The 13,008-nt window shown below is 62.7% G+C and carries 11 protein-coding genes; 8 read left to right on the forward strand and 3 right to left on the reverse strand.

Annotated elements, in window-relative coordinates:
* The first annotated feature begins 4 nt into the window (after window positions 1-4).
* The 3 genes from pcaG to pcaC are packed head-to-tail and all read left to right on the forward strand — an operon-like array spanning window position 5 to window position 2,436.
* Window positions 5-607, forward strand: a complete 603-nt coding sequence (gene pcaG / locus NPS29_RS14810; RefSeq protein ID WP_274133480.1) for a protocatechuate 3,4-dioxygenase subunit alpha — start codon at window positions 5-7, stop codon at window positions 605-607.
* 45 nt (window positions 608-652) lie between these two features.
* Window positions 653-2,023, forward strand: a complete 1,371-nt coding sequence (locus tag NPS29_RS14815) for a 3-carboxy-cis,cis-muconate cycloisomerase (protein ID WP_274133481.1) — start codon at window positions 653-655, stop codon at window positions 2,021-2,023.
* Window positions 2,024-2,034: 11 nt separating this feature from the next.
* Window positions 2,035-2,436, forward strand: coding sequence for a 4-carboxymuconolactone decarboxylase (pcaC, locus tag NPS29_RS14820; RefSeq protein WP_274133482.1), 402 nt, complete (start codon window positions 2,035-2,037; stop codon window positions 2,434-2,436).
* A 160-nt stretch (window positions 2,437-2,596) separates the two neighbouring features.
* Here the strand turns inward: pcaC and NPS29_RS14825 are convergent, their stop codons facing one another.
* A complete protein-coding gene (locus tag NPS29_RS14825; protein WP_274133500.1) occupies window positions 2,597-3,784 on the reverse strand; it encodes an OprD family porin in 1,188 nt (395 codons plus the stop codon).
* Between the two features lie 401 nt (window positions 3,785-4,185).
* On the opposite strand from NPS29_RS14825, the gene NPS29_RS14830 reads away from it, so the two are divergent.
* Window positions 4,186-5,073, forward strand: coding sequence for a DMT family transporter (locus NPS29_RS14830; RefSeq protein WP_274133483.1), 888 nt, complete (start codon window positions 4,186-4,188; stop codon window positions 5,071-5,073).
* 175 nt (window positions 5,074-5,248) lie between these two features.
* Here the strand turns inward: NPS29_RS14830 and NPS29_RS14835 are convergent, their stop codons facing one another.
* Entirely contained in the window at window positions 5,249-6,589 is a 1,341-nt protein-coding gene (locus tag NPS29_RS14835) for an MFS transporter (RefSeq protein ID WP_274133501.1), read from the reverse strand.
* Between the two features lie 306 nt (window positions 6,590-6,895).
* Here NPS29_RS14835 and quiC point away from each other — a divergent pair, with 306 nt between their 5' ends.
* Entirely contained in the window at window positions 6,896-8,803 is a 1,908-nt protein-coding gene (gene quiC, locus NPS29_RS14840) for a 3-dehydroshikimate dehydratase QuiC (protein WP_274133484.1), read from the forward strand.
* An 89-nt stretch (window positions 8,804-8,892) separates the two neighbouring features.
* Window positions 8,893-9,564 carry a TetR/AcrR family transcriptional regulator gene (locus NPS29_RS14845; RefSeq protein WP_274133485.1) on the forward strand — a complete coding sequence of 224 codons (672 nt, stop codon included), beginning with the start codon at window positions 8,893-8,895 and terminating at the stop codon, window positions 9,562-9,564.
* 279 nt (window positions 9,565-9,843) lie between these two features.
* Here NPS29_RS14845 and NPS29_RS14850 read toward each other — a convergent pair whose 3' ends face one another.
* On the reverse strand, window positions 9,844-10,710 hold the full coding sequence (locus NPS29_RS14850; RefSeq protein ID WP_274133486.1) for a shikimate dehydrogenase: 867 nt from the start codon (window positions 10,708-10,710) through the stop codon (window positions 9,844-9,846).
* Between the two features lie 258 nt (window positions 10,711-10,968).
* Here NPS29_RS14850 and NPS29_RS14855 point away from each other — a divergent pair, with 258 nt between their 5' ends.
* Both NPS29_RS14855 and NPS29_RS14860 read left to right on the forward strand, forming a co-directional pair.
* The gene (locus NPS29_RS14855) at window positions 10,969-11,736 is read left to right on the forward strand and encodes a 3-hydroxyacyl-CoA dehydrogenase (RefSeq protein WP_274133487.1); all 768 of its coding nucleotides are present in this window, start codon (window positions 10,969-10,971) and stop codon (window positions 11,734-11,736) included.
* Between the two features lie 43 nt (window positions 11,737-11,779).
* The gene (locus tag NPS29_RS14860; RefSeq protein ID WP_274133502.1) at window positions 11,780-12,961 is read left to right on the forward strand and encodes an acetyl-CoA C-acyltransferase; all 1,182 of its coding nucleotides are present in this window, start codon (window positions 11,780-11,782) and stop codon (window positions 12,959-12,961) included.
* The last annotated feature ends 47 nt before the right edge of the window (window positions 12,962-13,008 follow it).

Consider the following 13,008-nt stretch of genomic DNA (forward strand, 5'->3'; position numbering starts at 1 on the left):
GACCATGCCCGTTCAAATTCTGTCGGAAACCCCTTCGCAGACGGCCGGCCCCTACGTGCACATCGGCCTCGCGCTGGAAGCTGCCGGCAACCCGCCCCGTGAGCAGGAAATCTGGAACGAGATGGCAAGGCCAGGCGCGCCGGGCGAGCACATTCTGTTGCTGGGTCACGTCTATGCCGGTAATGGCCACCTGATCCGCGACTCGTTCCTGGAGCTGTGGCAGGCCAATGCCGACGGGGAATATGACACTGATTATGACCTCGGCAAGCCGTTCAACAGCTTTGGCCGTACCGCGACCCTTGATGAAGGCGAGTGGCTGGTCAACACCGTCAAGCCGGGTGTGGTGCGCAATGCCGCCGGTGTGCCCATGGCGCCCCACGTCAATATTTCGCTGTTCGCCCGTGGCATCAACATTCACCTGCACACGCGGCTGTACTTCGATGACGAGGCCCAGAGCAACGCCGTCGATCCCGTGCTCAACCTGATCGAGCAGCCACAGCGGCGCCAGACCCTGATCGCCAAACGCTGCACCGTGGAAGGCAAGGTCGCCTATCGTTTCGACATCCGTGTGCAGGGCGAAAATGAAACCGTGTTCTTCGATTTCTGATCGAAATCCGATGAACAGGACGCGCGAGCCGTCAGGAGCACTCCGTTGAACAGACCGGGCAATCAACTTTTCGACCGCTATTTCACCCAGGACGCCATGGGGCAGGTCTTTTCCGATCAGGGCCGTGTGCAGGGCATGCTGGATTTCGAGGCCGCCCTGGCCCGAGCCGAAGCTTGCGTGGGCGCGATTCCGGCCAGCGTGGTGGGCGACATCGAGGCCGCTTGCGATGCCTCGCTGTATGACTTCGATGCGCTGGCCGTGGCCATCGGCAGCGCGGGCAACTCGGCCATTCCGCTGGTCAAGGCGCTGGGCCGGCAAATCGCGACGGCCAGCGAAACTGCCGAGCGTTACGTGCACATGGGCGCCACCAGCCAGGACGTGATGGACACCGGACTGGTGCTGCAACTGCGCAAAGCCGTGGCCTTGCTGGAGCACGACCTGGCGCTGCTGGGCGACGCACTTGCGCAACAGGCCCGGCGCCATGCCGACGTACCAATGGCCGGGCGCACCTGGCTGCAGCAGGCAACGCCCGTGACCCTGGGTGCGAAGATCGCCGGTTGGCTGGGGGCGATCACCCGTCATCGTCAGCGCCTTCGGGAACTGAAACCGCGTTTGCTCAGCCTGCAATTCGGCGGCGCGTCGGGCAGCCTCGCGGCGTTGGGCGAGATGGCTTTCCCGGTGGCCGAGGCGCTGGCCCGGGAGCTTGAACTCACGCTGCCGGACCAACCCTGGCACACCCATCGTGACCGTCTGGTGGAGTTCGCCAGTTTCATGGGCCTGGTGGCCGGCACCCTCGGCAAGATCGGCCGCGACATCAGCCTGATGATGCAGACCGAAGCCGGTGAAGTGTTCGAGCCGGCGGCAGCAGGCAAGGGCGGTTCATCGACCATGCCCCACAAGCGCAATCCGGTGGGCGCGGCGGTAATGATCGGTGCCGCGACCCGTGCACCAGGGTTGGTGGCGACGATGTTCAGCGCCATGGCCCAGGAACACGAACGCAGCCTGGGGCTGTGGCATGCCGAGTGGGAAACCTTGCCGCAGTTGTGCTGCGTGGTCTCGGGGTCTCTGCAGCAAGCGCTGGCGGTGATTCCGGGCCTTGAGGTGGACGCGCCACGCATGCTGCGCAATCTGGATTTGACTCAAGGGCTGGTGCTGGCGGAAGCGGTGAGCATCGCGCTGGCGCAGCGAATCGGCCGTGATACGGCGCATCACCTGATCGAACAGTGCTGCCGGCGTGCAGTGGAACAGGGCAGGCATCTGCGTGAGGTACTGGGCGAGGAACCGGCCATCGGCGCCGAGCTTTCGGCCCAGGCGCTGGACAACCTGCTCGATCCGTCACAGTACCTGGGGCAGTCCAGGCGCTGGGTGGAACGTGCGGTCGCCGAGCATCAGGCTTTCAATTTCCTTCAAGCGTGAATGGATCAGAAATGGACGAAAAACAACGTTACGAGGCGGGCATGAAAGTGCGCCGTGAAGTGCTGGGCGACGCCCATGTGGACCGCAGCCTGGAGAAGCTGACGCCGTTCAACGGCGAGTTTCAGGAGATGATTACCCGCCATGCCTGGGGCGATATCTGGACCCGCCCGGGCCTCTCGCGGCACACCCGCAGCCTGATCACCATCGCCATGCTGATCGGCATGAACCGCGAAGGCGAACTGCGCCTGCACCTGCGCGCCGCGAAGAATAACGGCGTGACCCGCGACGAGATCAAGGAAGTGCTGATGCAGAGCGCGATCTACTGCGGCATCCCGGCGGCCAACGCGACCTTTCATTTGGCCGAAGAGGTGTGGAATGAGTTGGGTGTGGAGTCGTTGCTTAGCGCCGAATAACCCGGGGTGAACGCAAATATCGCCAACACCCCCGGATTCCTGTAGGAGCGCGCTTGCCCGCGATGGCGCCGTGTCAGGCACCCGATTCGTCTCAGGCGAATCGCCGTCGCGGGCAAGCGCGCTCCTACAGGTGAGTACCGTGGGCGCCGACGTTTTGTGTCTACAAAATCGAAATCGGATAACTCACGATCAACCGGTTCTCATCGAACTGATTGCTGCTGAAATCCCGGCGCATGGTGGAATTTCGCCAGCGCACCGACAGGCTCTTGAACGTCCCGGCCTGGATCACGTAGGCCAGCTCCGACTCCCGCGCCCATTCCTCGCCATCCGTCACACTGCCACTGTGCACGTTATCGCCCTTGATGTAGCGGTTCATCAGGGTCAGGCCCGGCACGCCGAGGGTGGCGAAGTCGAAGTCATGGCGAACCTGCCACGAGCGCTCTTTGGCGTTATCGAAACTTGAGTTGTAGCTGTCATTGGCCAAGGTGCCGCCGCTGGTGCCGTTGACCCGCATCCAGGCGTTGTCGCCGCTGACCTTCTGCAGGCCCAGGTAAAACGTGCTGCCTTGATACCGCGCCGACAGCAGCGCCGACCAGGTGCGGTTATCCAGATCGCCGGCCCGCGCGCTGCCATCTTCCGTACCGGTGAAATACCCGAGATTGGCCCCCAGCGTCCACGGCCCGAGCGTCTGGCTGTGAATCAGGTTGAGGTACTTCTGCTGGTAGATGTCTTCCAGTTGCGCATACCAGAGCCCGACCTGGGTGTGCTTGTCATTGAAGCTGTACTCGGCGCCGCCAAAGTTGAAACGGTCCGAGGTGAACGCCGCCTTGCCGGTCATGGACATGTCTTCCATGCTCGCGTCATTGCGTGGACTGTTGCCGCGGAACTGGCCTGCGCTCAGGGTCAGCCCGGTGAGTTCTCTGGAGGTGATCTGCCCGCCACGGAAGGTCTGCGGCAGTGATCGCCCGTCATCCGAGCGCAGGATGGGCAGCACCGGCATCCATTCGCCGACTTTCAATTCGGTATTGGAAACTTTCGCCTTGGCCGCCACCGCCAGCCGTCCGAAATCATCGGCAGGGCGACCATCATCGTGGATCGGCAATAACTGCGTGCCGCCCGAACCTTTGCCGCCGTCGAGCTTCACCGAGTACAGCCCCAGCGCGTCCAGGCCAAAACCCACCGTGCCCGGGGTGTAGCCCGAACGCGCATCGAGGATGAAGTTCTGCGTCCACTCCTGGGCGCCGCTCTGGGCGTTGGCCGGATCGACGAAATTGCGGTTGATGAAGAAATTGCGCAGGTTCAGCCCGACCTTCGCATCCTCGGCGAATCCCTGGGCCTGGCAGGCCATGGAAGTGAGGGCGATTGCAGCGGACAGCGTGCTGGGAACAAGGGACTTGTTGTGCATCGAATGGACCTTTTTTTGTAGTTATGGGCAACGCGAAACTGAGGTCCATGGTGCGAGTGGGGCCAAGGTGGTTCAATCGGCTGAAGCGGGTTTCGGGCGATTATCGAACGTTAATTAACTGGTTAGTACACTGTGATTCATAAGCGTTTGCATGAAGCGATTATGCTTGCCGGGCAGTTGCGCCATGGACGCAGTAAGGCACGTCATCTGATGAGAGAAATACGCAGAATCTGCGATGTTTCTTTGGTTATCTGACAACGCCTTCTATATGCTTTGAGCCTCTATCCAAGTGCTCGAAGAGGCAACGGAGCCACCCGTAATCCGGTAAGACCAAAGGAACGCTGATGAGTACCCCCAGCACGCCGCTCTCCGGCGTCAACCAGCCTCTGAAGGGCATCGCGCTGATCGTCCTGGCGACATTCCTGTTTTCCACCCACGACACCCTGTCCAAGTACCTCTCCGGCATTTACCCGATCATGATGGTGGTGTGGGTGCGCTATGTGGTGCACACGGGGCTGATGGCGTGCATTTTCATGCCGTCGGCGGGGCTGCGCGTGTTGCGCACCAAAAAGCCGCTGCTGCAGGCCTTGCGCGCGATGTGCCTGCTGGGGACGAGCCTGCTGTTCACCTCGGGCCTGATGTACATCCCGATTGCCGAGGCTACCGCAGTCAACTTCCTTGCGCCGTTGCTGGTCACGGCGCTGTCGGTGCCGCTGCTCAAGGAAACCGTGACGAGAGGGCAATGGATCGCCGTGCTGGTGGGGTTCAGCGGGGTGATGGTGATCGTGCATCCGGGAGGCGAGTTGTTCACGCCTGCGGTGCTGTTGCCGCTGGCGTCGGCGTTGTGTTTTGCGTTTTATCAGCTGTTGACCCGGTTGGTGGCTGCCCATGACAGCCCGACCACCAGCAACTTCTTCGCCGGGCTGTTCAATACGCTGTTGATGAGCGCGATCGTGCCGTTCTTCTGGCAGTCACCGGAGTGGAAACACCTGCCGTTCATGCTGGCCCTGGGGACCTGCGGGATGGTTGCGCACCTGATGCTGACCCAGGCGTTTCGCTTCGCGGCGCCGGCGATCCTGGCGCCGTTCAGCTATTGCCAGATCGTGTTCGCCGGGTTGTGGGGCTACATCGTGTTCGACCATGCGCCTTCACTGACGGCACAGGCGGGCATCGCGATCATCTGCCTCAGCGGCCTGGCGGCAGCATGGCAGCAGCGCAAGAAGGGCGGGTAGGGCGCAGGAATGCACTTACCGGCGAAGGCGACCTCAAGATCGCCCCGCCGGCAAGCGGAGCGCCGCCCGGCCGGGCTGCTACGGACCGTGTGAACAACGACATACACGTAGCAGCCGGGCTTGCCCGCGGGAGCGATCTCAAGACCGCCCCCACCATCCGAACCTGCCGCTACGCTTACGCCTCAACCTTGCGCGGCGCCATGAAATACATCCACAGCAGCGCAATGAAATACATCGCAGGAATCAGGGTAAACAACACCGCATAATTGTTGTGCGTCGCAGTCAGCACCGCGCCAACGATCTGCGTCATGAACATCCCGCCGATGGCCGCGCACATCCCGCCGAAGCCAAACACCGTGCTCATCATGTGCTTGGGTGTGTAGTCCATCACCAGGCTCCAGATGTTGGCGGTCCAGGCCTGATGCGCGCCGACAGCCAGAGCAATCGCAGCCACCGCGACCCACAGCCCGCTGGCATTGGCGGCGAACACCACGCTGATGATGGTCAGGGCGAAGATCAGCATCGAGATCAGCCGCGAGGTGGTGGCGCGCACGCCGCGACCGATCAGCCAGGAGGAGAGGATGCCGCCGCCGATGCTGCCGAAGTCCGCCGTCAGCCAGATCAGCATCAGGGGAATGCCCATCTGCGTCACGCTGATGCCCAGGTTGTATTGCTGGTTCAAGAAAGGCGGCAGCCAGTACAGGTAGAACCAGAAAACCGGTGCGGTCAGCGCGTAGGCAATGGCGAATGCCCAGGTGCCGCGCATTTTCAGAATGCGCGAGAACGGCACCTTCTCGGCCACCGGCTCAGGTTCACTGGCCTGATTGATGTAGTCCAGCTCGCTCTGACGCACAGTCGGATGTTCTTCAGGGTTGAAGTACTTCAGGCGCCAGGTGATGACCCACATCAGCCCAAGCGAGCCCATGCAGATGAACGCCGCCTGCCAGCCCCACACACTGAGAATCAGCGGCAGCAGGGCGGGGGTGACCATGGCGCCGACGTTGGTGCCGGCGTTGAAAATCCCGGTCGCCACGGCGCGTTCGCCAGCGGGGAACCACAGCCGTGTGGTCTTGACGCAGGCCGGGTAGTTGGCCGCCTCCGTCATGCCGAGGATGAAACGACACACCATGAAGCCGACCGCTGAAGTCGCCAGGCCATGGGCACCGGTGGCAAAGCTCCAGAGCAGCACCGCCAGGAAGAAGGCGCGCTTGACGCCCACCTTGTCGATGAACCGGCCTTGCAGCACGAAGCCGATGGCGTAGCCGACCTGGAACCAGAAGTTGATGTTGGCGTAGTCCATGGCCGTCCAGCTCATCTGTTTGGCCAGGACCGGTTGCATCACGCCCAGGGCGGCGCGGTCGATGTAGTTCAGGGCGGTGGCGCAGAACACCAGGGCGAGCATGCCCCAGCGGGTCTTGCCGACGGCGAGGGCGCCGCGGATCTTTTCGCCGATCCCGGCGTGAGGGTGCACGGGAGTGGCGGCGGCCGGCGCAGGCGTAGCAGGGTATGAGCGCATGAGCATGTAACCTGTCTTGGAATTGTTATGGTCTGGTTCGGGTATTGAGTACAGCGATGCAGGGCGGCATTGGGCCAGTAGCATCGGGTGAAACGGTGTCCTTGTCCGACAATGTGCAGTCGATGGTGGGCGCCGTGACAATGACCGTCAATTGACTCAGAACGCTTTTGGGCGATTATCGAACACAAAACTAACCAGTCCGTACATTTAAATTGCGGTGACAGAATACCCAGAGAATAATCGCTTTGACACCTGAGCATCCCCACAAGAACTGTCCGTCAGGTGCATTTATTCAGGAGTCAGAACATGCAGCGCTCGATTGCCACCGTTTCCTTGAGCGGAACCCTGCCGGAAAAGCTCGAAGCCATTGCCGCCGCCGGGTTTGACGGCGTCGAAATCTTCGAAAACGACCTTCTGTATTACGACGGCAGCCCGCGCAACGTGCGCCAGATGTGTGCTGACCTGGGGATCGCCATCACCCTGTTCCAGCCGTTCCGCGATTTCGAAGGCTGCCGCCGCGACCGCCTGCAGCGCAACGTCGACCGCGCCGAGCGCAAATTCGACCTGATGCAGGAACTGGGCACTGACCTGGTGCTGGTGTGCAGCAACACCGCCGCTGACTCTTTGGGTGAAGAAAACATCCTGCTGGATGACCTGTCGCTTCTGGCCGAGCGCGCAGGGGCACGCCAGCTGCGGGTGGGCTACGAGGCGCTTGCCTGGGGCCGCCATGTGAACACCTGGCAACAGGTGTGGAACCTGGTGCGCAAGGTCGATCACCCGGCGCTGGGCGTGCTGCTCGACAGTTTCCATACCCTGTCGCTGAAGGGCGATCCAGGCGCCATCGCCGACATTCCCGGTGACAAGATCTTCTTTGTGCAGATGGCCGATGCGCCGCTGCTGGCCATGGACGTGCTGGAATGGAGCCGCCACTTCCGCTGCTTCCCGGGGCAGGGCGAGTTCGACCTTCCGGGTTTCCTCGCGCCGATCCTGCGCAGCGGCTACACCGGCCCGCTGTCCCTTGAGATCTTCAACGACGGTTTCCGCGCCGCACCGCCACGGGCCAATGCCGCCGACGGCCTGCGCTCGCTGCTGTACCTGGAAGAGAAGACCCGCCTGTTACTGGAGAAAGAGCAGCAGCCGGTCAAGCCGGAACTGCTGTTTGCACCGCCTGCCGCCAGCACCTATGACGGCGTGGAGTTTCTCGAATTTGCAGTCGATGACGCACAAGGCGCGCGCCTGGCCGGCTGGCTGGAAAACCTCGGGTTCGCACGGCTCGGTCAGCACCGCTCCAAGGCCGTGAGCCTGCTGGGGCAGGGCGATATCAAGATCGTGCTCAACGCAGAGCCGTATTCCTTTGCCCACAGCTTCTTCGAATCCCACGGGCCGTCGCTGTGCGCCACGGCCTTGCGCGTGCAGAACGGCGACGCGGCGCTGGAGCGGGCGCGCCAGTACAAGGGCCAGCCCTATCGCGGCCTGGTGGGGCCGAACGAACGGGAAATCCCGGCGGTGCGAGCACCCGATGGCAGCCTGATCTATCTGGTCGAACCGGCAGCGCCTGGCCAGTCGATCTACGACAGCGACTTCAATATCAGCGCCACGGCGCCGGTCGAAGGCGGGTTGCAGCGTATCGACCACATGGCCATGGCACTGCCTGCCGACAGCCTCGATAGCTGGGTGCTGTTCTACAAGAGCATCCTGGATTTCGAAGCCGACGACGAAGTGGTGCTGCCTGACCCGTACGGCCTGGTAAAGAGCCGGGCCCTGCGCAGCCAGTGCAGCACCGTGCGCCTGCCGTTGAACATTTCGGAGAACCGCAACACGGCAATCTCCCACGCGCTGTCCAGCTACCGGGGATCGGGCGTGCACCACATCGCGTTTTCCTGCGACGACATCTTCGCCCAGGTGGCCCGCGCCAAGGAGGCCGGGGTGCAGTTGCTGGACATCCCGCTCAACTATTACGACGACCTGGCGGCCCGCTTCGATTTCGATGACGAGTTCCTCAGCGAACTGGCCTATTACAACGTCCTGTATGACCGTGATGCCAATGGCGGCGAGCTGTTTCACGTGTACACCGAGGCATTCGACGGGCGGTTTTTCTTCGAGATCCTGCAACGCAAGAATGACTATGTGGGCTACGGCGCGGCCAACGTCGCGGTGCGGCTGGCGGCCATGGCCAAGTCCCGCAGTGGCTCGACGCGCCAGGCACGGCTGTGACCGGCTGATGGCAAGCTGGCATATGCCGCTTCCGTAACGCGAGCATGCGGCTCATACTGGGGTGATTCCACCGTGGTCGTGAGCCAAGCATGAAAAACGTCGACGACACCCTCGCAGAAGCGCCCGTAGAGACGCCACGCAAGGGCCGCAAGAACAATCCGGAAAAGACCCGCGACGGCATCCTCCAGGCTGCCGTCGCCGAGTTCGTGGCCCAAGGCCTTTCAGGCGCCAGGGTCGACTCCATCGCTGAACGTACGCAGACATCCAAACGGATGATCTACTACTACTTCAATAGCAAGGAACAACTGTACGCCGAGGTGCTGGAAAAGCTCTACGGCGACATCCGCCACACCGAAAGCAGCCTCAAGCTTGACGTGCTCGAGCCCATGGAAGCGATCCAGCGCCTGGTCGAATTCACCTTCGATCACCACGACCGCAATGTCGATTTCGTGCGCATCGTCTGCATCGAGAACATTCACAACGGCGACAACGTCAAGCAGTCGCCGACCATTCGCGCATTGAGCCAGAACGTCTTGCACGCGCTGGACGAAACCTTGCGACGCGGGGAAAAGGAAGGGGTGTTCAGGCAGGGGGTGCAGGCGGTGGATCTGCATATGCTGATCAGTTCGTTCTGTTTCTATCGCGTGTCCAACCGCCACACGTTCTCGGAAATCTTCCAGATCGACCTGGAAGACCAGGCCACCCGCGCACGGCACAAGGCGATGATCAGCGATTCGGTGACGCGGTACCTGATGCCTTGATGGCCCCCCGGACCATGTGGGCGACACAAATCGTCGTAGCAGCCGGGCTTGCCCGCGGGGGCGTCCTCAAGATCGCTCCCGCCGGCAAGCCGTGCTGCTACGGACCGCATGGACACCAACATTTCCTGTAGGAGCGCGCTTGCCCGCGACGGCGTACTTAAGATCGCCCCCGCCGGCAAGCCGTGCTGCTACGGACCGCATGGACCCCAACACTCCCTGTAGGAGCGCGCTTGCCCGCGACGGCGTACTTGAGATCGCCCCCGCCGGCAAGCCGTGCTGCTACGAAATGTTCAGCGTATTGAAAAACGCCTGCATCCGGGTGGCATCGGCTTTTTTGCCGGTGAACAATTCGAACGCCTTGACCGCCTGAAACACCGCCATGGTACTCCCGTCCAGCGTGCGGCAACCCAACGCCCGGGCGTCGGCGAGCAATTGCGTCTGCAGCGGGAAATAGATGATCTCCGCCACCCACAGCCGGGCGTGCAGCAACGCGGCGGCCACCGGGGTGCCGGGGAGCTTGCTCATGCCCACCGGCGTGGTGTTGACCAGACCGTCCGCCTCGGCCACCGCCGTGGCCAGGTCCAGACCGACCCGCGCGCGTCCCGGTCCGAAATGCGCATTGAGGTTGTCCACCAGGCTTTGCGCCCGGCTGGGGTCCACCTCGAAAATACTCAATTGCTCAACCCCTTCGCTGAGCAATGCATGGGCCACCGCAGCCCCGGCGCCACCGGCACCCATCTGCACCACACGGCCTCGAGCCACGTCACCCAGACCACGGCGAAACCCCTCGGCAAACCCGAGGCAATCGGTGTTATGGCCTACACGCTTGCCGTCCCGGAACACCACGGTATTGACCGCGCCGATACTGCGCGCCTCAGGGGAAAGCTCATCGAGTAGGGGAATCACCGCCTGCTTGCACGGATAGGTGATGTTCAACCCGGTGAAGCCCGTGCGCTGAGCACCCTCTATGAGCCCCGGCAGGGCCGTTATGTCGAGCTTCTGTGCATCCAGATCAATGATGCGATACAGATAGCGCATGCCCTGGGCATCGCCCTCATGTTCGTGCAGGGATGGCGTGCGCGAAGCCTGGATACCGGCGCCGATCAGGCCGGCGAGAATGGAAGGGCGTGCAGCGGTGGAGGTCATGGAAAATCACTCTTGTTATTCGGCGGTCCAGCGAGCGGTCGCCCTTGTTGAGCAAAATGTACCAGATAGTTAATTTCGTAGAACCCCCCGATGTCAGCCACTGGAGCAATCCGTTCGATAATCGCCCGATTCCTCGATGGCCAAAACCGCCACTCGGACTGCGCGCTTTGACTATTGCCGATTCACGCGCAGGGGCGGAGTATTTCGCTGTTTGAGTCATCAAAGCCACAACAATAAAAGTGTAAGGAAGACACCCTCATGCAAATCCAAGGCAAGGTATTTCTGGTCAGTGGCGGTGCATCGGGTCTCGGCGCGGCCACGGCACAGATGCTGGTCGAGGCGGGCGCCAGCGTGATGCTGGTCGACGTCAACGCCCAGGCCCTTGAGGCGCAGGTCGAGAAACTGGGGAGCAACGCCCGGGCCAGTGTCACAGACATCACCGATGAAAACGCCGCCCAGGCTGCCGTCGCCAAAACCCTCGCCGAGTTCGGCCAGGTCAACGGCCTGGTCAACTGCGCGGGCATCGTCGGCGCAGAAAAAATCCTCGGCAAGGAAGGCCCCCACGCGCTGTCCAGTTTCAGCCGGGTCATCAACGTCAACCTGATCGGCAGTTTCAACCTGCTGCGGCTGGCGTCTGCGGCGATGGCCCAGGGCACTGCCGACGAAGGCGGGGAGCGCGGCGTCATCATCAACACCGCCTCGGTGGCGGCGTTCGATGGCCAGATCGGCCAGGCCGCCTACGCCGCGTCCAAGGGCGCCATCGCCAGCCTGACCCTGCCTGCCGCGCGGGAGCTGGCACGCTACGGCATCCGCGTCATGACCATCGCCCCCGGCATCTTCGAAACGCCGATGATGGCCGGCATGACCGAACAGGTGCGCGAAAGCCTGTCCGCCGGTGTGCCGTTCCCGCCACGCCTGGGCAAGCCTGCGGAATACGCAGCCCTGGTGCGCCACATCATCGAAAACACCATGCTCAACGGCGAGGTGATCCGCCTGGATGGCGCCTTGCGCATGGCGGCTCGTTAAACGAGGAGGAATCATCATGTCACTGAACACACGTCAGACCCTGATCGAAGACCCGGTCGTCATTGTCAGCGCCGTGCGTACGCCCATGGGCGGCTTTCAAGGCGACCTGAGCAGCCAGACCGCGCCGCAACTGGGATCGGTGGCCATTCGTGCCGCCGTCGAGCGGGCTGGCCTGGCCGCCACTGATGTCGAACAGGTGCTGTTCGGTTGCGTACTCCCCGCAGGGCTCGGTCAGGCGCCGGCGCGCCAGGCGGCGCTGGGTGCCGGTCTTGGTAATGGCACCCTGTGCACCACCTTGAACAAGATGTGCGGCTCGGGCATGCAGGCGGCCATCATGGGCCACGACCTGCTGTTGGCGGGCAGCGCCGAGGTGGTGGTCGCGGGGGGCATGGAGAGCATGTCCAATGCCCCCTACCTGCTGGACAAGGCCCGGGCCGGCTACCGTATGGGCCACGGCAAGGTCATCGACCACATGTTCTTCGACGGTCTGGAAGATGCCTACGAACGCGGGCGGTTGATGGGTACATTCGCCGAGGAATGCGCCTCTTTCGAAAGCTTCAGCCGTGAGGCACAGGATGCTTTTGCCATCGCCTCCCTGACCCGGGCCCAGGACGCGATCAAGGAAGGCCGTTTCGACGCCGAGATCGTTCCGGTGCAGGTCACCGCCGGCAAGGAACAGAAAACCATCACCCAGGATGAGCAACCGCCCAAGGCCCGCCTGGACAAGATTCCCGACCTCAAGCCTGCATTCCGCCAGGGCGGCACGGTAACAGCGGCCAACTCCAGCTCGATTTCCGACGGCGCTGCGGCACTGGTGCTGATGCGCCAGTCCGAAGCCCGGCGTCGCGGGTTGCAGCCTTTGGCGGTGATTCGTGGGCACGCGGCCTACGCCAACAAGCCGGGCCTTTTTCCAACGGCGCCGATTGGCGCGATTGAAAAACTCATGAGCAAGACCGGCTGGACGCTGAGCGACGTCAATCTGTTCGAGATCAACGAAGCCTTCGCCGTGGTGGCGCTGGTGGCCATGAGCAAGCTCGAATTGTCCCATGAAAAGGTCAACGTCAACGGCGGGGCATGTGCCTTGGGCCATCCGATCGGTGCGTCGGGTGCGCGGATTCTGGTGACCCTGCTCTCGGCCCTGAAACAACGCGGTTTGCAGCGCGGCGTCGCGGCGATCTGCATCGGCGGTGGCGAGGCAACGGCCATGGCCGTGGAATTGGTGTAGCCCGCCGAGACGCCGACGCCGGCAAGCCGGACTGCTACGAGGGCGCA

This window comes from Pseudomonas putida (assembly GCF_028682175.1).
GTDB lineage: Bacteria > Pseudomonadota > Gammaproteobacteria > Pseudomonadales > Pseudomonadaceae > Aquipseudomonas > Aquipseudomonas putida_AD.